Origin of the sequence: Bradyrhizobium sp. INPA03-11B, assembly GCF_040446015.1 — a bacterium.
In the GTDB taxonomy this organism is placed as follows: Bacteria; Pseudomonadota; Alphaproteobacteria; order Rhizobiales; family Xanthobacteraceae; genus Bradyrhizobium; species Bradyrhizobium macuxiense_A.
On the sequence record NZ_JASGSR010000033.1, the window covers coordinates 18,818 to 38,381 of the forward strand.

19 protein-coding genes are annotated in these 19,564 nt (G+C 65.2%); 7 read left to right on the forward strand and 12 right to left on the reverse strand.

The window, feature by feature from the left end; translation table 11 throughout:
• Window positions 1-152 precede the first annotated feature (152 nt).
• The 3 genes from QMZ05_RS16255 to QMZ05_RS16265 form a co-directional block, all read right to left on the reverse strand.
• Window positions 153-1,025 (reverse strand): MlaD family protein, encoded by an 873-nt coding sequence (locus tag QMZ05_RS16255; protein ID WP_353701670.1) that lies wholly within the window; start codon window positions 1,023-1,025, stop codon window positions 153-155.
• A gap of 132 nt (window positions 1,026-1,157) precedes the next feature.
• Window positions 1,158-1,928: an ABC transporter ATP-binding protein gene (locus QMZ05_RS16260; RefSeq protein ID WP_074131927.1), complete on the reverse strand. Its 771-nt coding sequence runs from the start codon at window positions 1,926-1,928 to the stop codon at window positions 1,158-1,160.
• 2 nt (window positions 1,929-1,930) lie between these two features.
• The gene (locus tag QMZ05_RS16265) at window positions 1,931-3,064 is read right to left on the reverse strand and encodes an ABC transporter permease (protein WP_074131925.1); all 1,134 of its coding nucleotides are present in this window, start codon (window positions 3,062-3,064) and stop codon (window positions 1,931-1,933) included.
• A gap of 141 nt (window positions 3,065-3,205) precedes the next feature.
• Between QMZ05_RS16265 and dgcA the strand changes: the two genes are divergently transcribed.
• On the forward strand, window positions 3,206-4,207 hold the full coding sequence (gene dgcA / locus QMZ05_RS16270) for an N-acetyl-D-Glu racemase DgcA (RefSeq protein ID WP_353701671.1): 1,002 nt from the start codon (window positions 3,206-3,208) through the stop codon (window positions 4,205-4,207).
• Here dgcA and QMZ05_RS16275 read toward each other — a convergent pair.
• Window positions 4,177-5,379, reverse strand: coding sequence for an MFS transporter (locus QMZ05_RS16275; RefSeq protein WP_353701672.1), 1,203 nt, complete (start codon window positions 5,377-5,379; stop codon window positions 4,177-4,179). The genes dgcA and QMZ05_RS16275 overlap by 31 nt on opposite strands.
• Before the next feature lie 75 nt (window positions 5,380-5,454).
• Here QMZ05_RS16275 and QMZ05_RS16280 point away from each other — a divergent pair, with 75 nt between their 5' ends.
• Together QMZ05_RS16280 and QMZ05_RS16285 are read left to right on the forward strand one after the other, a co-directional pair.
• Window positions 5,455-6,729: a hypothetical protein gene (locus tag QMZ05_RS16280; protein WP_353701673.1), complete on the forward strand. Its 1,275-nt coding sequence runs from the start codon at window positions 5,455-5,457 to the stop codon at window positions 6,727-6,729.
• A 139-nt stretch (window positions 6,730-6,868) separates the two neighbouring features.
• Window positions 6,869-8,452, forward strand: a complete 1,584-nt coding sequence (locus QMZ05_RS16285) for a caspase family protein (RefSeq protein WP_353701674.1) — start codon at window positions 6,869-6,871, stop codon at window positions 8,450-8,452.
• A gap of 75 nt (window positions 8,453-8,527) precedes the next feature.
• On the opposite strand, the gene QMZ05_RS16290 is transcribed toward QMZ05_RS16285, so the two are convergent.
• From QMZ05_RS16290 to thiD, 4 genes are all read right to left on the reverse strand, one after another.
• Window positions 8,528-9,517 (reverse strand): threonine/serine dehydratase, encoded by a 990-nt coding sequence (locus tag QMZ05_RS16290; RefSeq protein ID WP_353701675.1) that lies wholly within the window; start codon window positions 9,515-9,517, stop codon window positions 8,528-8,530.
• Between the two features lie 57 nt (window positions 9,518-9,574).
• Entirely contained in the window at window positions 9,575-10,666 is a 1,092-nt protein-coding gene (locus QMZ05_RS16295; RefSeq protein ID WP_353701676.1) for a glycosyltransferase family 1 protein, read from the reverse strand.
• Window positions 10,663-11,475: a UDP-2,3-diacylglucosamine diphosphatase gene (locus QMZ05_RS16300; protein WP_050423189.1), complete on the reverse strand. Its 813-nt coding sequence runs from the start codon at window positions 11,473-11,475 to the stop codon at window positions 10,663-10,665. Before QMZ05_RS16300 ends, QMZ05_RS16295 begins: the two co-directional genes overlap by 4 nt.
• 324 nt (window positions 11,476-11,799) lie before the next feature.
• Complete coding sequence (gene thiD, locus QMZ05_RS16305; protein ID WP_353701677.1) at window positions 11,800-12,597, reverse strand: bifunctional hydroxymethylpyrimidine kinase/phosphomethylpyrimidine kinase; 798 nt, start codon at window positions 12,595-12,597, stop codon at window positions 11,800-11,802.
• 204 nt (window positions 12,598-12,801) lie between these two features.
• Between thiD and QMZ05_RS16310 the strand changes: the two genes are divergently transcribed.
• Complete coding sequence (locus QMZ05_RS16310; protein WP_016845986.1) at window positions 12,802-13,047, forward strand: Lrp/AsnC ligand binding domain-containing protein; 246 nt, start codon at window positions 12,802-12,804, stop codon at window positions 13,045-13,047.
• Between the two features lie 142 nt (window positions 13,048-13,189).
• On the opposite strand, the gene QMZ05_RS16315 is transcribed toward QMZ05_RS16310, so the two are convergent.
• Entirely contained in the window at window positions 13,190-13,819 is a 630-nt protein-coding gene (locus tag QMZ05_RS16315; protein ID WP_353701678.1) for a TetR/AcrR family transcriptional regulator, read from the reverse strand.
• A gap of 116 nt (window positions 13,820-13,935) precedes the next feature.
• Here QMZ05_RS16315 and QMZ05_RS16320 point away from each other — a divergent pair, with 116 nt between their 5' ends.
• A complete protein-coding gene (locus QMZ05_RS16320) occupies window positions 13,936-14,595 on the forward strand; it encodes a hypothetical protein (protein WP_353701679.1) in 660 nt (219 codons plus the stop codon).
• 20 nt (window positions 14,596-14,615) lie between these two features.
• The gene (locus QMZ05_RS16325; RefSeq protein ID WP_353701680.1) at window positions 14,616-14,969 is read left to right on the forward strand and encodes a DoxX family membrane protein; all 354 of its coding nucleotides are present in this window, start codon (window positions 14,616-14,618) and stop codon (window positions 14,967-14,969) included.
• Window positions 14,970-15,008: 39 nt separating this feature from the next.
• On the opposite strand, the gene QMZ05_RS16330 is transcribed toward QMZ05_RS16325, so the two are convergent.
• Window positions 15,009-15,947 (reverse strand): cytochrome c, encoded by a 939-nt coding sequence (locus QMZ05_RS16330; protein WP_353701681.1) that lies wholly within the window; start codon window positions 15,945-15,947, stop codon window positions 15,009-15,011.
• A 165-nt stretch (window positions 15,948-16,112) separates the two neighbouring features.
• On the opposite strand from QMZ05_RS16330, the gene QMZ05_RS16335 reads away from it, so the two are divergent.
• On the forward strand, window positions 16,113-16,535 hold the full coding sequence (locus QMZ05_RS16335; RefSeq protein WP_050423183.1) for a CHRD domain-containing protein: 423 nt from the start codon (window positions 16,113-16,115) through the stop codon (window positions 16,533-16,535).
• 92 nt (window positions 16,536-16,627) lie between these two features.
• Here the strand turns inward: QMZ05_RS16335 and QMZ05_RS16340 are convergent, their stop codons facing one another.
• Window positions 16,628-17,074, reverse strand: a complete 447-nt coding sequence (locus tag QMZ05_RS16340) for a cytochrome c (protein ID WP_353701682.1) — start codon at window positions 17,072-17,074, stop codon at window positions 16,628-16,630.
• Between the two features lie 103 nt (window positions 17,075-17,177).
• The gene (locus QMZ05_RS16345) at window positions 17,178-19,487 is read right to left on the reverse strand and encodes a xanthine dehydrogenase family protein molybdopterin-binding subunit (protein WP_353701683.1); all 2,310 of its coding nucleotides are present in this window, start codon (window positions 19,485-19,487) and stop codon (window positions 17,178-17,180) included.
• Window positions 19,488-19,564 lie beyond the last annotated feature (77 nt).

Below are 19,564 nucleotides of genomic sequence, written 5' to 3' on the forward strand. Positions count from 1 at the left end.
CAACCACCGTCATTGCGAGGAGCGAAAGCGACGAAGCAATCCATGCCGCCGTGTATGCGGAGCGATGGATTGCTTCGCTTTGCTCGCAATGACGGTCGTGTGCGTGCAGGCAGCGAACCCTATTCGCCGCTCACCATTCGCGCAGCCTACTGCTACTGCCGGCGCCGCGGGCCTGCCGGTGCTGCTGCGGGAGCGGGCGCGGGCTCGGGTGCGGCGTTGTTGCTGCCGCCGAAGATCACCCGGCTCGGGTTGCGGTCGAAATTGTTCACGGCGCGGCTGATGTCGGCGAGCGTGCGGCGGCCGTCGTTGATCAGGAGATTGGTCCGCTTGTCGACATTGTCGGCGAGCTCGCGGATCGACTTCACCATCAGGTTCAGCTCGCTGCCATTGTTGCCGCCGGCGATTGCATTGAGGCCCAGCATCAGATTGTCGGCCTTGGCCATCACGCCGTCGACCTTGAGCATGACGTTGTCGATCTTCTCGGAATTGCGCGCCAGCGCCTCGGTGAAGACCTCGAGGTTCTTCAGCGAATTCTTCACCGACTGCTGATTGTCGGCGACGATGCGGTTGACGTTTTGCAGGGTGGCGCGGATCGCTTCGGTGACGTCCTGCAGTGCGTTGGGGTCGGCGGTCAGAACCGGGATGCCGTCCTCATCCAGCGGCACCGGCGGGGCGGCCTCCTCACCGCCCTTCAGCGAGATCGCGGCGACGCCGGTGAGGCCCTGGAATTCGAGGCCGACCAGGGTGTCCTTGCGCAGCGGTGCGTTGTTCTCGATCATCGCCAGCGCCACCACGCGCCGCGGATTGTCGAGCTTCACCGACACCACCTCCCCTATCCGGATACCATTGAAGTTGACATTGCCGCCATTGCGCAGACCCGACGCCGGTCCCTCGAAGATCACCCGCAAGGGGCTGCGCTGCTTGGTGGTGTGCAGGCTCTGGAACCACAGCACGAAGCCGAACGCGGCGGCGATCACCGCCAGCGTGAAAGCCCCGATCAAGACGTAGTTCGCCCGCGTTTCCATCAATTGCTCGCGTTCATCGCTCTTGAATTACTCTTGGGCCTTCGCGCAGTCAGCCTGCGTTCGAGCCGGTCGAATTCCCTGTTGGCGCATGATCTCGTCCGAAAACCGGTCTTCTCGCTTCGGGATCATGGGCTAGGCCACAACGGCTCGGGCGCGCTTGCCGTTGAAATATTGCTGCAGCCATGGATGCTGCGATGCCTTCATGTCGGCGATCGATCCTGCAGCAATGATCTTACCGTTCCCTAAAACGGCGATACGGTCGCACGCGGTGTAAAGACTGTCGAGATCGTGGGTTACCATGAAAACGGTCAGCCCCAAAGTGCGCTGCAACGTTCGCACCAGCTCGTCGAAATCGCCGGCGCCGATCGGATCGAGCCCCGACGTCGGCTCGTCGAGAAACACCAATTCAGGATCGAGCGCGAGCGCGCGCGCCAGCGCGACGCGCTTGATCATGCCGCCGGACAGTTCCGACGGATAGCGATCGGCGACCTCGGGCTTGAGGCCGACCATCACCAGTTTCGCGACCATGATCTCGTCGAGCAGCCGCTGCGAGACGCGCAGATATTCGCGCGCCGGAAACTGGATGTTCTGGCGCACCGTGAGCGAAGAGAACAGCGCGCCCTGCTGGAACAGGATGCCCCAGCGCCGCTCGACGGCGCGGCGCTGCGACGAGCTCGCGGCATCGAGATCGACGCCGAACACCTCGATGCGGCCGGAGACCTTCGGCACGAGCCCGATGATGGTGCGCGTCAGCACCGACTTGCCGGCGCCCGACGGGCCGACGAAGCCTAAGATCTCGCCGCGCTTGACGTCGAGGTCGAGGCCGTCGAGCACGCGCGTGGTGCCGAATTGCACGGTGACGTCGCGAACCCGGATGATGGCGTCGATGTCCTGCTCCGCCATGATCACATCCCGATCGAGGCGAAGAAGATCGCGAAAACGCCGTCCATCACGATCACGAAGAAGATCCCTTTCACCACCGACGCGGTGGTGTGCTGACCGAGCGATTCCGCCGATCCCTGCACCGCCAGCCCCTCGACGCAGGCGACGATGCCGATCACCGCCGCCATCACAGGCGCCTTGACCATGCCGACGATGAAATGGTCGATCGATATGGCATCACGAAGGCGGAGCAGGAAGGCCTCCGGATCGACGCCGCCATAGAGCCAGGCCACCAGGCCGCCGCCATAGAGCGCAGCCATCGCGCCGAGGAAGGCCAGGATCGGCAGCGCCAGCACCAAGGCCAGCATGCGCGGCAGGATCAGGACCTCGATCGGATCGAAGCCCATGGTGCGCAGCGCATCGATCTCCTCGCGCATCTTCATCGAGCCGAGCTCGGCGGTATAGGCCGAGCCGGAGCGGCCCGCGACCATGATCGCGACCAGGAGCACGCCGATCTCGCGCAGCACCAGCACCCCCAGCATGTCGACCACGAAGATGTCGGCGCCGAACCTGCGGAAATGGAAGATGCCCTGCTGCGAGATGATGCAGCCGATCAGGAAGGTGATCAGCACCACGATCGGCACCGCGCGCCAGCACACCTGCTCGAGGTGATGTACCGTCGAGGTCAGGCGGAAGCTGCGCGGATGGATCAGCACCTTGCCGGCGGCGGCCAGCACCGCGCCGAGCATGTCGACCAGGCCGATGATGGTGCCGCTGACCCCGGCCACGGTGCGGCCGATCTGCTCGAGCATGCCCGTGATCGACAGCCCCTCGCTCACGACCCTCGGCGCGGGCCCGACGCGGCGGACCTCGTCGACCAGGCTGGAGTAATTTGCGGACAGGCCCGCGATCTCCGCTTCCGCGCTGGCATCGCTGAGGCTGCGGCGCAGCCGCTCGATCAGCCAGGCGCCGAAGGTATCGAGGCTTGCGACCTGCGACACGTCGATGAAGATGTGGGGGCGGCTGCCGCGCAGCTTCTCGGCGTCGGAGACGATCCGCTCGAGCGCAGGGGCAAAGCGGGCGGTCCAGTTGCCCGCCGCGCACAACGCCAGTCCTTCGCCTTGGGCTATCCGCTCCAGTGTCGGGTCGCCGCTCACCTTTTGCCTACCCCTCAAGCCGACTGGCCGCCGCTCACGCAGATCTCCGGCGATGCCGGATCGGCTTGTCGAATCTGTCACTAACCAGCCATAGTTGTTTGCGCGTCGCAAGCTACGGTTCAGGAAATAGTAGACTTTAAAATGACTTCCAGCCCATCCCGGACCATTTCCTTGAATGCCCGGATCGAGCGCTGGCCGATCGCCGGGACCTTCACGATCAGCCGCGGCGCCAAGACCGAGGCGGTCGTGGTGGTGGCCGAGGTCAGCCAGGGCGGTCTGGTGGGCCGCGGCGAATGCGTGCCCTACCCGCGCTATGGCGAAACGCCGGAGGCGACGCTCGAGGCGATCCAGGCGATGCAGGAGCCGCTCGCCGCCGGCATGGACCGCATCGCCCTGCAGGCCCGGATGCCCGCCGGTGCCGCCCGCAACGCGCTGGATTGCGCGCTGGCGGACCTCGAGGCCAAGCGCGCCGGGCAGCGCATCTGGAACCTGCTCGGCCGGCCCGCGCCCGAACCGCGCACAACAGCCTATACGATCTCGCTCGGGACATCAGAGGCGATGGCGGAGGCCACCGCGAAGGCCGCGCACCGCGCGCTGCTCAAGATCAAGCTCGGTGGCGACGGCGATGGCGCGCGGATCGCCGCCGTGCGCAAGGCGGCACCGCGCTCCGAACTGATTGTCGATGCCAATGAAGCCTGGACCGAGGACAACCTCGCCGCCAACCTCAAAGCCTGCGCCGATGCCGGCGTCACGCTGATCGAGCAGCCGCTGCCGGCGGGCAAGGACGAAGCGTTGGCGCGGATCAAGCGCCCGGTCGCGGTCTGCGCCGACGAGAGCGTGCATGACCGCGCGTCGCTCGCGGGCCTGCGCGGCCGCTATGACGCCGTCAACATCAAGCTCGACAAGACCGGCGGGCTGACCGAAGCGCTCGCGATGGCGGATGCCGCCCGCGCGCTCGGCTTCGAGATCATGATCGGCTGCATGGTCGCGACTTCGCTGGCGATGGCGCCGGCGATGCTGATCGCGCAAGCCGCGCGCTTCGTCGATCTCGACGGCCCGCTGTTGCTGGCCAAGGACCGCGACCACGGCCTGCGCTACGAGGGCAGCCTGGTCTATCCGCCGGATGCCGCGCTGTGGGGATGATGGCGGGTTAGGCGTCGACGCGCCAGCCACATCACGAGCCCGCCTGTGGCCGCCATCGTCGCCATCATGTCGTAGACGCCGAGGCCGAAGCGCGCATAGACCATGCCGCTGACGATCGCCGTGGTGCTCGCGACGATGCCGCCGCAGGCGGTGAGATAGCCCTGCGCGCGCGCCATCACATGAACCGGCACGTGATGCACCATCAGCCCCATGATGCCGACCTGGGTCAGGCCGAAGCTCAGCCCGTGTCCGAGCTGGACCACGGCCAGCACCGCCGGCGGCGGGTCCTGCGCGGTGATCGCCCAGCGCGCCACCGCGCTGGCCGCCGCGATCATCACCAGCACAGCCGACGGCAGCGTGAAGCGCGGCGAGGCCGCAAACAGCACGATCTCGGCGATCACGCCGAGCACCCAGAGCACCGCGATGGTCAGGCCGCTGAAACCGGCCTGCTGCCAGGCAATCGATGCGAAGATGTAATAGGCGCCGTGGCTGCCCTGGATCAGCGCCGAGGACACGATGATAGCGAGGAAGGTGCGATTGCGCAGCAGCTTTGGCGAACCGGCCGCGTGCGCGACTGATGCCACCGGGCGGCCCAGAGGCCGCAGCGTCAGGCCGACGAGCGCACCGAGCACCGTCACGGCCGTGATGATCCAGATCAGGTCGACCTCCGCGACATAGCGCAGCAGGAACCCGCTGATCAGCGCGCAGACCGCGAAGGCCGCCGAGCCCCACAGCCGCAGCGGCCCATAGCTGAGGCCGAATTGCCTGACGCCCCGCAGCGCATAGGCGTCGGTGAGCGGCACCATCGGCGTCCAGACACAACACGTCAGCGCATAGACCGCGAGCAGCACGAACGGCTGGTGCTGGGTGCCGATCACGGCAAAGCCGAATGCCGTCGCAAACCCGGTGACGATGATCGCGCCGCGCAGCATCTGGCGGCGTTCCGCGGCCGCAGTGACCAGCGGCAGCACGGTGAAGCGCGTCACCGGCGGCACCGCCGTGATGATGCCGATCCAGGTGGCATCGATCCCGATCGCCTTCATCCACACCGTGAAAAACGGCAGATGGACCCCGGTCATGCCGAACAGCGTGGCATAGAATGCCGCGAGGCTGCGCGCGAATCGCCGCGATGCAACTTTTGCTGCAATGGGGATTTGTGATTCGGAAGACATCAATTCAATTGCGATTCGCGCGATATCGTGGTGATCGTTAGCGTAACGCGCTGTGATTTGCGCGAAGAGATTGTGATGGCCGAAGAAGCATTCGCCCTGTCGCCGATATCCGCCCGCGCGGCCCTGCCGAGCGAGGAGGACTATGCTGCGATCAGCGCGGCCTTCATGGAGACCTCGCGGGGCCGCTGGTTCCTCGGCGAATACGCCAAGCGCAACCGCAACGCCGACACCCGCATGGTGCTCGATGCCGTGGCGCGGATCGAGGACAGTCTCAGCGCGCAGCGGCAGGCCGCCGCAGCGGCGATCAGGGACGAGCAGTTGGCGCAGGCGCTGGGCGCGCTGCGCGGCGCGATCGAGGCCGCCCAGGCCTCCGCCATCGCGGCGCTCGACGGCGTCAGCTTCGAGCAGAACCTTGCGCCGGTGCGCAAGGGCGTGCGGGTGATCCGGGAGATCTCCTGGCGGCTGCGCGAGATCGGCAATGACGGCCGGATCTGCGACATCATCGATTCGCAGGCCAGCGCGATCGAGGCCGGTGCGTCCCAGGTTTCGATGGACGACGCCAAGGCCGTGCTGGACGCTGCCTTCGCGGGGCTGGCCCGCCGGCTCAGCGAGTTCGATCCAGACAAGGTGGCGACGCCCGCGGCCGAACCGGCCGCGGCGGCGCCTTCATCGCCGCCGGCAGCCGAAAGCGCTGCCGCCGAGAGCGCGGCCCCCGATGCACCGATGGCCGCCACGCCGCCAGCGCCGCCTCAGGAAGCCGTGGCGACGCCGAACGCCGAAGCTGCAACGCCGCCCACCGAGGCTGCCACAGCGGCAGTCCCGCAGCCGAGCGAAGCCTGGCTCAAGGCCGAAGCTGCACTGGCCGAAGCCGAGGCCGCCGAACTCGCCCGCGTCTCCGACGAGGCCGCCGCCGACGCCCATGACGAAGCGATGCTCGACCTGATCGCGATGGAAATGGGCGCACCCGATCCGATCGACGAAGAGGCGATCGCCGAGGAAATGCGCGCCGCCGAAGAGCTGCGTGTCGCCGAGGCGATGGCCGCCGAACCCGAGCCCGAAATGGTTGCACCGGCCATTCAGCCCGAGCCTGCACCGGCGCCCGAGCCGAAGGTCGAGCTCAAGGTCGAGCCAGCACTGGTCGCTGTCGCGTCGATTGCTACGGCTCCGCTGGCGGTGCCGCCGCCTCTCCCGCCGACCGTTGGCGCAGCGCCCGCTCCCGCGGCCGAGGTCTCGCTCGGCTCCACCATCATCGCCAGCGGCCTTCTGAAAAAGCCGACCGTCGCGGCCAACGATCCGCTCGCGCCGATCCGCCGCATGAGCCAAGCCGAGAAGATGGCGTTCTTCTCGTAAGCGCGGACGTGTTCACGCGACGCGTTCACCTCCGATTGACCTCCCACGCTCCGTGACCCAGCTCACGTACCGCGACCGCGTCTGCGTCTAGCGTCCCCGCGACCGGTCTCGCACCGGGATCAGCTTTTGGGAGCGCGCGATGGTCCGCCTGACATCCATGATGATATCGGCCGCATTGCTCGGCCTGTTGAGCCTCGGTGCGCCCGGTGCGGCGCTTGCCGAGAGCAGCAGTCTCACGGTCGGCAATGCAGCGCAGACGCCAGCGCCATCCCTCGATCAGGGTGTTTCACCTGCGTCATCAGCCGCAGCGACACCAGCAGCGCTCCGCGGTCCCGAGCAGCGCGTGGCGCTCGTGATCGGCAATGCGAATTACGAGAATGCGCCAAAGCTCGCCAATCCCGGCAATGACGCGCAGTCGATGGCCGAGCTGCTGAACGCGGCCGGCTTCGAGGTGATCTCCGCGACCAACCTCAGGCAGGGCGACATGGTGAAGGTGTTGCGGGATTTCTCCGACAAGGTCGCGGCGCGGGGCCCGAGCACGGTCGCCATGATCTACTATGCCGGGCACGGCGTGCAGCTCGCCGGCGAGAACTATCTGATTCCGGTCGATGCGAAGATCGCGACGCCGTCCGACCTCGACGGCAATGCGGTGCGCCTCGTCGACGTGATGGGCACGCTCGAGAACATCCCGAGCCGGATGCGGATCGTGGTGCTCGATGCCTGCCGCAACAACCCGTTTCCCAACGTCAACGATGCCGGCCGCGGCCTTGCCGTCGTCGACGCGCCGAACGGCTCGATCGTCGGCTATTCGACCGCGCCCGGCATGGAGGCACAGGACGGCAACAACGGCCACAGCCCCTACACCAACGCCTTCCTGCGACTGGCGCGCGAGCCCAACCTGCCGATCGAGCAGTTGTTCAAGCGCGTTCGCCTCGAGGTCAACTCGACGACCGACGGCCGGCAGACGCCCTGGGAAAGCTCGTCGCTGACCTCCGACTTCTATTTCTTCGGCGACACCGCTGTCGCGTCGTCCCGCGCGCCGGCGAATGGGCCGATCGTGCAGATGGCGTCGAACCTGCCGAACCGCTCGGTGCACCAGGCCTACGATTTCGTGCTGTCGGAGGGCCGGCCGGACTACTACGAGGAATTCATCCGGCTCTATCCGCGCGATCCGCTGTGCGACCGCATCCGCTTCCTGCTGACCAACTGGCTGCAGGTCGCTGCCTGGCACAAGGCGGTGCTGGCCAACACGCCGTTCGCCTACAAGACCTTCCACGACAATTTCGCTGGCGGCCCCTACGCGCAGCAGGCCTTGAAGCTGCAGGCCCAGCCGAAGCTGGTGCCGCTGATGCAATTCACGCGGCTGTCAAATCGTCAGGCCTTGCAGCCGATCAATGCGGGCCTGCAAGGCGCCGGCGGCAACGGCCAGATCGGCGGCGGTAGGATCGTCAACATGCCCGCGCCCGGAGCGAAGCCGATCGGGATGCCGAACACGATTGGCAAAGGTAACATCGCGAGCCTTCCTGCGGCAAATGCCGGCAAGAACGCATCAAGCCCGATCATGAAAGACAGCGACCACCACCGCTTCCGCGCCGGGCGGCAGAGCATGCAAGTCGACCGGACGCGATCGGGCGGTGGCGAGCGTGCAACGTTCCGCTCAAGTCAGTCCAGCTCGCATGTCGGCGGCATGGGCGGCGGGCATCATGGCGGCTTCAGGCACTGATCGGCCACGCCGCACAACGAAACGGGGGCAGAGCGATCACCGCCCTGCCCCCGCCGCTTTTCAAAAACGCCGATCTCAGGCGACGAGCTTCGCGAACAAATCGGCGTCGACATTGCCGCCCGAGAGCACGATGACGACGTTCTTGCCCCTGGCGTCGATCCGCCCCGCGAGCAGCGCGGCGAGCCCGATGGCGCCACCGGGTTCGACCACGAGCTTCAGCTCGCGATAGGCAAAAGCTACAGCCGCACCAACCTCTTCGTCGGAAGCGCTGACACCGTTTGCGAGCAGCTTGCTGTTGATCGCAAAGGTGAGCTCGCCCGGCATCATCGCCATCAGCGCATCGCAGATGGTGCGCGGCGCAACCGCATGCGCCTCGCGATGTCCGACCTTGAGCGACAGCGCGTGATCGTCATAGCCCGCGGGCTCGGCGACGATCACCTGGGCCTGCGGATACTTCGCTTTCACCGCGGTCGCAACGCCCGCGATCAATCCGCCGCCCGACGCCGGCGCCACGACGATATCGGGCGTCAGCCCGAGCGCCGCCATGTCCTCGGCGATCTCGCGGCCGGCGGTGCCCTGGCCCGCGATCACGAGCGGATCGTCATAGGGAGGCACCAAGGTCGCGCCACGCTTGCTGGCGATGCCGCTGGCGATCGCCGCGCGGTCGTCGCGATCGCGGTCGTAGAGCACGACTTCGGCGCCATACGACTTGGTCCGCTCACGCTTGGTGAGCGGCGAGTCCGCAGGCATCACGATGGTCGCCTGCATGTTGAGGATCCTGGCCGCCGCGGCAACGCCCTGGGCATGGTTGCCCGAGGAGAACGCGACGACGCCGCCGCTCCGCTTGTCCTGCGGGATCGAGGCGAGCTTGTTGAAGGCGCCGCGGAACTTGAACGATCCGGTCCGCTGCAGCATTTCGGGCTTGAGGAAAACCCGGCTGCCGACGCGTTCGTTGAGAACGGGAAAGGTCAGGAGCGGCGTGCGCACCGCGAACGGCGCGACCACCCTTGCGGCGGCATCGATGTCCGCGGCAGCGACGGGTGGATTTAAAACGGTGTCCGTCATCCGCAATTTGTATCGCGGCGGGATACAGCCCGGCAAGACGCTTTGGCGTGAGTTTGTTTAGTGTGAGGTTGGGTGACTGGCCGGCAAAACTGCGAAATGGTGCTCCTCGGCACCGAATTCGAACACTTCGCCCTCGCCATCAGGCGGAGCCGGGCGGACGTTCATGCAGCGCTCGATGAACACCCTGGCCGACGCCTGCCAGGTGTGGAGCGCGGCAAAATCGACACAGGCCTGGCGCGGGATGCTGAGCGCCTCCAGGCAGGCATGGTGCAGATCCTCGTCGAGCACGCCGACCGGCGCCGCGCCGATCACGTCGCGGGGACCTGTGACCGGAAAAGCGGCAACCGGCAGGCCGCTCGCCAGTGCCTCGAGCAGCACCAAACCGAACGTATCCGTGCGGCTGGGGAAAACGAACACATCGGCCGCAGCATAGATTTCAGCCAGTTCTTCCCCATGGCGGGCGCCGAGGAAGACGGCTTCCGGATATTTCCGCTCCAGCGCCGCCCGCGCCGGGCCGTCGCCGACCACGACCTTGGTGCCGGGCAGATCGAGATCGAGGAATGCCTCGAGGTTCTTTTCCACTGCCACCCGGCCGACGCTGAGATAGACCGGCTGCGGCAGGCACAGGTCGACGTCGCGCGGATGGAACAGCGCGGTATCGACGCCGCGCGACCACAGCACCACGTTGCGGAAGCCGCGCTGGCGCAGTTCGGCGGCCAGCGCCGGGGTCGCCGCCATCACCGCCCGGCTCGGCTTGTGGAACCAGCGCAGCGCGCGCCACACCCAGGCTTCCGGAACCGGCGTCCGGGCCGAGACATATTCGGGGAAGCGGGTGTGGAAGCTCGTCGTGAACGGCAGGCCGCGCTTGCGGCAATAGCGGCGGACCGAAAGCCCGATCGGGCCTTCGGTCGCAATATGGATGCTGTCGGGCTTGGCCGCTTCGATCAGGCTCGCGACCTTGGCCCGGTACGGCAGCGCCAGCCGGAGATCGCGATAGCTCGGCATCGCGAAGGTGCGGAACTCGTCCGGCGTCAGGAAGCTGACCTCGACGCCGAGCGAGTTCGCCGCCTGTGCCATCATGGTCAGCGTGCGGACAACCCCGTTGACCTGGGGATGCCACGCATCGGTCGCGACCAGGATATGCGTCATGCAGCGCGTGCCGTCACTCGCGGAACTGGCGCGATCCGGCGCACCGGGTCGGTCCAGGTGATGATTTCGAAATGGCCATCCTCATGCTCGGCGAGCGCGGTGCAGCTCTCCACCCAGTCGCCGCAATTCATGTAACGGATGCCGTGCTCGTCATGAATCGTCGCGTAGTGGATGTGGCCGCAGATCACGCCGTCGCAGCCGTGACGCCGCGCCTCGCCGGCAAGCGTCGCCTCGAACGCGCCGATATAGTTCACCGCCTTCTTGACCTTCAGCTTGGCCCATTGCGACAGCGACCAGTAGGGAACGCCGAACATCTTGCGGAAGAAGTTGACGAAGCGATTCATCTGGATCGCGAAGTCGTAGGCCTTGTCGCCGAGATGGGCGAGCCAGCGTGCGTTCTGCACGACGAGATCGAAGATGTCGCCATGGATGATGAGGTAGCGCTTGCCGTCGGCGCCGGTATGGACGGTGTTCTCCACCACATCGATGCCGCCGAAATGCGTGCCGTAATATTTGCGCAGGAACTCGTCGTGGTTGCCCGGGACGTAGATCACCTTGGCGCCCTTGCGCGCCTTGCGCAGCATCTTCTGCACGAAGTCGTTGTGGGTCTGCGGCCAGTACCAGTTCGACTTCAGCGCCCAGCCGTCGACGATATCACCAACGAGGTAGATCGTATCGGCATCGTGAGAGCGGAGGAAGTCCAGCAGGCGGTCGGCTTGCGAACCGCGGGCTCCGAGATGGACATCGGAGATAAACAAAGTGCGAAAGCGCCGCTCGGGGCTTTCTTCACTCAAGGAGTCACTTCCCATGCCTGTGCACCTAACAGATTCCTGTGACAAGGCGATGACGATCCCCGCGACCTGAGGCTCCACAAAGAGTTAACGAGAATCAGCAGCGCGCCCCTGCCCTGCGGATAACAGCCGCATGCGACAATCTGGCGACATCGGCGGCCGCGGCTGTGAGGAACAGGCGTGGTGTTGCTGCATATCGCAGTGGAACAACGCGCTGTCGACGAAGCAGTCAATACGTAGCCCGGATGAAGCGAAGCGCAATCCGGGGAGTCTTCGTCCGCGGATGAACCGTTCCCGGATTTCGCTTCGCTGCATCCGGGCTACGCGGCTTCAATAGTAGCTTCAATAATACTTGTGGAAGTGATGCACCGGTCCGTGGCCGCGGCCGACGGCGAAGCGATCGGCGGCGGCGATCGCATCAGAGATCCAGGCCTTGGCGTTGCGCACGGCGGCCTCCATGCTCTCGCCCTTCGCGAGCCCTGCCGCGATCGCCGACGAGAGCGAGCAGCCGGTGCCATGTGTGTTTGCGGTCGCGATGCGCGGCGCCGCGAGCGCGATGCTGCGCGCGCCGTCGATCAGATAGTCGGTGCTCTCGGCGCCGTGGCTGTGACCGCCCTTCACCAGCACCGCGCTGCATCCCATCGCGAGCAATTGCCTGCCCTGCCGCTCGACATCGGCCTCGCTCGAAGCAACCGGCTCGTTCAGCAGCGCCGCCGCTTCCGGCAGGTTCGGCGTGATCAGCGAGGCCAGCGGAAACAGCATGGTCTTCAGCGCATCGACCGCCTCGGCGGCAAGCAGGCGGTCGCCTGATGTTGCGACCATCACCGGGTCGAGCACGATATGGCGCGGCGCCCAGCGCTTCAGCCCATCGGCGATCGCCGCGATGGTCTCGGCCTGCGCGACCATGCCGATCTTCACCGCGCCGACGTCGAGATCGGAGAACACCGCATCGATCTGCGCCGTGACGAAGGAAGCCGGCACCGGATGGATGCCGCTGACCCCCGTGGTGTTCTGCGCGGTCAACGCCGTGATCGCCGAGGCGCCGTAAACCCCAAGCGCGGCAAAGCTCTTGAGGTCGGCCTGGATGCCTGCCCCACCCGAGGAATCCGAGCCGGCAATGGTGAGCGCGACCGGCGTCATTTTGCGGCACCGGCGGTTGATACGAATGAGACCATCGCGAATGAGACCATCGTCTGTCCTTGCGCCTGTCCTAGCCCGGCCGCCGATTGCCAGCAAGTTCGCCTGACTTTACCGGGCGTTGGCCCTGCCCTGCCCCTTCTTGTCCCCTTGCCTTGGCCGCCGGTTTTTGGCCTATAGTCGGCCAAATCCCCGGAGACGACTTTGATGGTTCCTTTCTTCGTCCAGATCAAATGCAAGCTCGGCCAGTCCTACACCGTAGCCAATGCGCTGGCGGAAGCCGAGATTGCGTCCGAGATCTATTCCACCGCGGGCAATTACGACCTCTTGGTCAAGTTCTACGTCGACCACGACACCGACATTGGCCATTTCATCAACGAGAAGGTTCAGGTGATCCCGGGCATCCAGGACACCCTCACCATCATCACCTTCAAGGCGTTCGGCGCGAAGTAGCGCATCGATCTTCGTTCATGCCCGATTGGCGAGGCGCGCGGCTAAAGCGCGATGAGTTCAGGTTGAATCATCATCGCGCTTTGGATTCTTGTCTAAGCATGATCTTTTCGGAAAACCGCTTCGCACTTTTCCGGATCATGCTCTAGGCTGAAGGCGCCGCGTCGATCAGCGCCTTCAGGAACGTGACGACGATCCGGCCGCTGCGGCTCACTTCGCCGGCCCTCGACAGTAGCGCCATGCCGCGGCCCAATGCGATGAAGCCGGTGGCGATCTCCACGGGATCGGCGGGCGGCTGCTTGCCAAGCAACTCGAACAGGCGCGTCACCAGCACGCCCAGGGCCCGGCGGTGCTTGCGGTTGAGTTCGTTATAGCCCTGCGCGAAAGTCGGGCTGCGCAGCGCCTGCAATTGCAGCTCGATCGCCAGCACGGCGAACCCCGGATCCGAATTGGCGGTGGCGGCCCATTTTTCGAGCCCGGCCATCAGCTTCGCAGGCTCGCCCGACGCCTGTCCCAATACGCCTTCGATTTTTGCACGCTCCTCGGATTGGTGCTGTTGCACCAGTTCCAGGAGGATCGCCTCCTTGTCGGGAAAGTTCGAATAGAACGCGCCCTGCGAAAATCCGGCGGCGTCGGCGATGTCGCGCACCGAGGCCTGCGCAAACCCCTTCTTGATGATCTCCTCGCGCGCCGCCTCGATCAGGAGACTCTTCGTACGGGCCTGACTTTCCTCGCGATTTAGCCTGGGCAACGGATCGGGCTCCCGAACATGCAAATACCAATTGATTTTCAGATATCATCTGGTATCCATTTTCAGATAGCAGTTGATATTTGTAACTCGACGAGTCGGCTGGACGCGCACGGAGTAGCTATATCATGCAGAGCAGTCCAATGGACCGTACGCTTGCCATTCTGGCGACGCTCGCGGCGTCGACCGTCGGCGTCATGGTGATCGGCATCCTCGCCACCAAAGGTTCGCAGGACTTCTTCCAGACCGCCCGCTCCGTCGAGGCTTATGGCGCGCATCTGGGGACCCCCCTCGTACCGTTGGGCCTGCGGCTCAATCTCGGGCTCGATAATCTTTTCATGATCTTCTACGGCGCATTTTTCACCGTGCTGGCCGCCCGGCTGCGCACGATGATGGACCCTTATGTGCTGGGCATTGCGCTGGCCGCCATGATGCTCACGGTTTTGCTCGATTGCGTCGAGAACCACCACATCATGACCATGGTGCATGCGATCCAGAGCGGATTGCCGCTGTCGCCGGCCGACGGGGAGCTGCAGATGATCGCCTCCCAGGTCAAGTTTCACGCCAGCTATCTCGCAGCCCTGCTGTTCTCGTTCGGCTTCCTGCAGTTCGGCAGGCTCGGCAGGACCATCGCGGTGGTGCTGTGGTGCTACATCCCGTTCGGGGTCCTGATTTCGGTCACGCCGGTGGAGCAGGCGAAGGCGCTGGTCCTGGGACGGACGATCTTCTTCGTCTTCGCCTTCATCCTGTCCGCCGTCCTGTTTGCTTCACAGGCGAGATACCACGCTCGCAACAGCCAATAACCAGCCCGGAGGGTCCCCTGATGCCGATCTCGATGGTCACGATTGCCGGACGAAGCCTGCTCGCATTGCTGTTCATCCTCGCCGGCGTAGCCAAGATCGCCGGCCCGAAGCCGTTCCTCGACCACATGGCGGCACACCATATTCCCGGCGTGCTGCTGCCGCTGGTCATCGCGCTCGAGCTTGGTGCGGGCCTGGCATTGCTGATCGGCTGGCAGTCGGCATTTGCCGCCGGTGCGCTGGCGCTGTTTTGCCTCGCGACCGCATTCGGCTTTCACCTCGATCTCGCCGACAAGGCGGAACGAACGCTGTTCTTCAAGGACCTCGCGCTTGCCGGTGGCTTGATGGTCATTACCGCCAGCGCGTGGCGCGGATAGCCGGCCAAGCATCGCGGATAGCAAGCATCATACGTGCAATCAGGAGGGATCCGTCTTGTCCGCCTTGCGCGTCGGCTTTGGCGGCCCGTCGACCGGCGGCAGCGACTTGATGTAGTCGGCGATCGCGTCGCGATCGGAAGGCGAGAGCTGCGAGGTGTTGCGGATCACGCGCACCATCGATCCGCCGGCGCTATCGCCATCCGGCGTCTGGCCGCTCTCGAGGAAATAGGCGATATCCTTCGCGCTCCAGTCCGCGATCCCCCGCGGCGTGATGTTGGGCACCCAGCCTTCGCCCTCCGGATTCGGCCCACCGGCGAAGCGCTGCGAGCTGACGATGCCGCCGAGAAAATTCCGCGGGCTGTGACACTCGGCGCAGTGACCGAAGCTGTTGACGAGATAGGCGCCGCGATACCAATGCGACGAGCGGCTTGCATCCGCGATAAACGGCTTGCCGTCCATGAACAGGAATTTCCAGACCCCGACATCGCGCCTGATGTTGAAGGGGAACGGCACATCGTGTTCGCGCACCTTGCCGGCGACCGGCGGCAAGGTCTTCAGATAGGCGAACAGGTCGCGCACGTCATTGACCCTGGCGTGTTGATAGGACGTGTAGGGAAACGCCGGGAAGTAATGCGTCCCCGACGGCGAGGTGCCCTTCATGACAGCGGTGACGAAATCGGCCTCGCTCCACCGCCCGATGCCGTCGTTCGGGTCGGGCGAGATGTTCGGCGCGTAGAAGGTGCCGAACGGCGACGGTATCGCGAGCCCGCCGCCGAGCCTGGTGCGGTCATCCTGCTTCGGCACGGCATGGCAGGAGGAACATCCCCCCGCATTGAACGTTGTGAGCCCGTTGGCGAGGTTAGGCTGGTAGGTAGGCAACGCGCTCGCGGCGACGGTCGCGGGGATCGTCAGCCACCAGAACACGCCGAAGCCGATGAGGCCGGCCAGGCCGGCCAGAAGGAGAATTCGTCGCAACATTCACCGATCCGTCATTGGTCGCGTCAGTTCATCAACCAGTATGATGGCAACCGGTCGCACAAGCTCGCATCAAATTTGCCGCACTCACGATCATTTTGGGAATAAATCCGGTGAGCCGCGGTTTGAAGATTGCAACCATCGTGTGACGTCAAAGGGGAGAGAACCATGTCGAACAAGACCTTGCTTGCCACGCTGACGCTCGGCGCCGCGATTGCATTCGCCGGCCCGGCCCTTGCCGAAAAGCTGCACGCCAAGCTGGACGCCAAGTCCGAAGTGCCTGCGAACACCAGCGCCGGTACCGGCACCGCCGACATCGATTACGATGCGGCCACCAAGAAGCTCAGCTGGAAACTGACCTATTCCGGCCTGTCGGGCCCTGCGACCGCCGCGCATTTCCACGGCCCCGCCGAGGCCGGCAAGAACTCCGGTGTCGCGGTCGCGATCCCGAACGCGACATCGAGCCCGGTCGAAGGCAGCGCCACGCTGACCGACGCGCAGGCCGCCGACCTCCTCGCCGGCAAGTACTATGTCAACGTCCACACCGCGGCGAACCCGGGCGGTGAGATCCGCGGCCAAGTGACGAAGTAAGACCTCAACAACAAACGGCCGACACAACAAAGGGCGGACGCTTCACGGCGTCCGCCCTTTTCATTGATCGAACGACGATGACCGAATGGCGATCAGCCCTTCTTGAGGCGATAGGTCTCGTGGCAGCCGCCGCACTGCTTGCCGATCACACCGAGCTCCGCCTTCAGCGTGTCGACATCCTTGACCTTGCCCTTGGCTTCCGAAACAGTCTTGGCAAAGCTCGCGATGTGCTGCTCGAAGCCGGCCTTGTCTTCCCAGATCTTCGGCGAAGGGGCGTAATCGCCATCCAACTTGACGCCTTTCATGCTCTCGGGGAACAGCGTCGGAAGCTGCTTGGCGGTGTCCTCGAACTGGGCCAGCGCGGCATCGACGGTGGCCTGGTCGTAGGGCTTCTCGCCCTTGAGCATCGCCACCAGCGCGCCCGCATTCTTGCCATTGCCCTTCATCATGCCCTGGGTCTTCTTGACCTGCTCCTGATCGGCCACGACCGCACCGGCACTCAAGGCAAGCATCGCAGCAACGACGACAATCCGCTTCATCGGCAAAACCCCTCAATTCCGCTCTGTCCTGGTCCGCAGGTACGCGGCCGGCCTGGTTTGCAAACACCGCAGGCGGAATGTTCATTCCGCCTGCGACAATTTATCAGAGGGTATGGCGGCGCTGCGCCTCGCGGATCGCGACCCAGACCCGCTCCGGCGTCGCCGGCATATCGATGTGGTCGATCCCGAACTCACGATGCAGCCCCTCGACGATGGCGTTGACGACCGCCGGGCATGAGCCGATCGCGCCGGCCTCGCCCGCACCCTTCACGCCCATTGGATTGGTCGTGCACGGCACGTTGTGGGTCTCGAACACGAAGGACGGCCCGTCCGAAGCACGCGGCATCGCATAATCCATGAAGGTGCCGGTGACGAGCTGACCGTCGGTCTGGCTGTAGACCGCCTGCTCCATCAGCGCCTGCCCGATGCCCTGCATCGCGCCGCCATGAACCTGGCCCGCGAGCATCAGCGGATTGAGCGTGACGCCGAAATCGTCGACGATGACGTAGCTGACGATCTTGATGATGCCGGTTGAGGGATCGATCTCAACCTCGGCGAGATGCGTGCCGTTCGGATAGGTGCCGTCGGCGCTGGCGAAGGTCGCGCTCGCATTCATCTTCGACGTATCGCCGCCTGGACGCTTGGCGAGATCGGCAAAGCTGACCGAACGGTCGGTGCCGGCGATGCGGATGCGGCCGTCTGCGATCTCAAGATCGCCGGCGCCGGCTTCCAGCGCCTGCGCCGCCAGCTCCTTCAGCTTGTTGCCGAGCTCGTGCGTCGCCCGCTGCACGCTGACGCCGCCGGACGGGATCGATGCCGAACCGCCGGTGCCGAGCCCGGTCGCGATCTTGTCGGTGTCGCCCTGCAGCACGTGGACCCGCTCGGGCGGCACGCCGAACTGCTCGGCGACAATCTGTGCGTAAGCGGTCTGGTGGCCCTGCCCGCTCGACTGCGTGCCGATCAGGATCGAGATGTCGCCATTGGGATCGAGCGCTACGTTGGCGGTCTCCTCGCCCATGGTGCCGCAGACCTCGACATAGCTCGCCATGCCGATGCCCCGCACCAGGCCGTCCTTCTTGGCCGCCTTGGCGCGCTTTGGAAACTCCTTCCAGTTAGCGATCTCCATCGCGCGCTTCATGTGCGCGACGAAGTCACCGGAGTCGTAGACCTTGCCGGTCGCGGTCGTGTACGGCAGCGACTTCGGCGGAATGAAGTTCTTCCGCCTGATGGCGTCAGGCGTCATGCCGAGTTTTCGCGCCGCCGCATCGACCAGCCGCTCGATCACATACGCGGCCTCGGGGCGGCCGGCGCCGCGATAGGCATCGACCGGCACGGTGTTGGTGAACACGGTGCGGACGCGGCAATGGAAGGCCTGGATGTCATAGAGGCCCGGCAGCATGCCGGCGCCGCCATGCGGGATATAGGGCGCGAAGGTCGAGAGATAGGCGCCCATGTCGCCCATCAGATCGACATCCATGCCGAGGAATTTGCCGTCCTCGGCGAGCGCCATCTTCGCGGTGGTGAGATTGTCGCGGCCCTGCGCGTCGCCCATGAAATGGTCGGAGCGCTCGGCGGTCCATTTGACGGATTTCTTGAGCTTGCGCGCCGCGACCGAGATCAGCGCATATTCGCGATAGGGAAACAGCTTGGTGCCGAAGCCGCCGCCGACATCCGGGCAGATCACCCGCATGTTCTCCTTCGGCATCTTCAGGATCATGTCGCAGAGGATCTCGCGAAGGCGATGGCTGCCCTGGCTGCCGATCGTCAGCGTCAGGTGATCCCTCTTGGCGTCGTATTCGGCAACCGCTGCGCGCGTCTCCATGAAATTGGTGATGACGCGCGGATTGACGATGGTGATCTCGGCCACCGCATGCGCCTTGGCGAATGCGGCCTCGGCGGCGCCCTTGTCGCCGATCGAGACGTCGAACAGCACATTGCCGGGCTTGTCCGGCCAGACTTGCGGCGCGTCCTTCTTCACCGCATTGACGAGGCCCGCCACCGCCGGCAGCGGCGTCCACTTGACGTCGATCGCCTCGATCGCGTCACGGGCATGATCGACGGTATCGGCGACCACAAAGGCGATGGCATCGCCGACATGGCGCACTTCATCCTTGGCGAGGATAGGATAAGGCGGTGCGGTGAACGGATCGGTTTCGAGGTTGAACAGGCACGGCAGGCCGCCGAGCTCGGCGACATCGGCCGCGGTCAGGATCAGCGCCACGCCGGGCATGCCGCGGGCCTTGCCGGCGTCGATGGTGTAGGTGGCATGCGCATGCGGCGAGCGCAGCATCAGCGCGTGCAATGCGGGAGACGGTGCGACGTCGTCGGTATAGCGGCCCTTGCCGCGAATCAGAGCGTCGTCCTCCTTGCGCCGCACACTTTGTCCGACGCCGAATTTGATGGGAGCTGCCATCGTCTCTCCAATTGCCTTGGTGTGTTTTGCGCATATTGGCGTGGTTGTCCGCGAAGCGCAAACCGCTTTCCGCCGCA

What these genes read in the sequence shown, in the direction of transcription:
- QMZ05_RS16255 (WP_353701670.1), bottom strand. Translation starts at nt 1,025, where the DNA reads ATGGAAACGCGGGCGAACTACGTCTTGATCGGGGCTTTCACGCTGGCG.
- QMZ05_RS16260 (WP_074131927.1), bottom strand. Translation starts at nt 1,928, where the DNA reads ATGGCGGAGCAGGACATCGACGCCATCATCCGGGTTCGCGACGTCACC.
- dgcA (WP_353701671.1), top strand. Translation starts at nt 3,206, where the DNA reads ATGACTTCCAGCCCATCCCGGACCATTTCCTTGAATGCCCGGATCGAG.
- QMZ05_RS16275 (WP_353701672.1), bottom strand. Translation starts at nt 5,379, where the DNA reads ATGTCTTCCGAATCACAAATCCCCATTGCAGCAAAAGTTGCATCGCGG.
- QMZ05_RS16280 (WP_353701673.1), top strand. Translation starts at nt 5,455, where the DNA reads ATGGCCGAAGAAGCATTCGCCCTGTCGCCGATATCCGCCCGCGCGGCC.
- QMZ05_RS16285 (WP_353701674.1), top strand. Translation starts at nt 6,869, where the DNA reads ATGGTCCGCCTGACATCCATGATGATATCGGCCGCATTGCTCGGCCTG.
- QMZ05_RS16290 (WP_353701675.1), bottom strand. Translation starts at nt 9,517, where the DNA reads ATGACGGACACCGTTTTAAATCCACCCGTCGCTGCCGCGGACATCGAT.
- QMZ05_RS16295 (WP_353701676.1), bottom strand. Translation starts at nt 10,666, where the DNA reads ATGACGCATATCCTGGTCGCGACCGATGCGTGGCATCCCCAGGTCAAC.
- QMZ05_RS16300 (WP_050423189.1), bottom strand. Translation starts at nt 11,475, where the DNA reads ATGGGAAGTGACTCCTTGAGTGAAGAAAGCCCCGAGCGGCGCTTTCGC.
- thiD (WP_353701677.1), bottom strand. Translation starts at nt 12,597, where the DNA reads ATGACGCCGGTCGCGCTCACCATTGCCGGCTCGGATTCCTCGGGTGGG.
- QMZ05_RS16310 (WP_016845986.1), top strand. Translation starts at nt 12,802, where the DNA reads ATGGTTCCTTTCTTCGTCCAGATCAAATGCAAGCTCGGCCAGTCCTAC.
- QMZ05_RS16320 (WP_353701679.1), top strand. Translation starts at nt 13,936, where the DNA reads ATGGACCGTACGCTTGCCATTCTGGCGACGCTCGCGGCGTCGACCGTC.
- QMZ05_RS16325 (WP_353701680.1), top strand. Translation starts at nt 14,616, where the DNA reads ATGCCGATCTCGATGGTCACGATTGCCGGACGAAGCCTGCTCGCATTG.
- QMZ05_RS16330 (WP_353701681.1), bottom strand. Translation starts at nt 15,947, where the DNA reads ATGTTGCGACGAATTCTCCTTCTGGCCGGCCTGGCCGGCCTCATCGGC.
- QMZ05_RS16335 (WP_050423183.1), top strand. Translation starts at nt 16,113, where the DNA reads ATGTCGAACAAGACCTTGCTTGCCACGCTGACGCTCGGCGCCGCGATT.
- QMZ05_RS16340 (WP_353701682.1), bottom strand. Translation starts at nt 17,074, where the DNA reads ATGAAGCGGATTGTCGTCGTTGCTGCGATGCTTGCCTTGAGTGCCGGT.
- QMZ05_RS16345 (WP_353701683.1), bottom strand. Translation starts at nt 19,487, where the DNA reads ATGGCAGCTCCCATCAAATTCGGCGTCGGACAAAGTGTGCGGCGCAAG.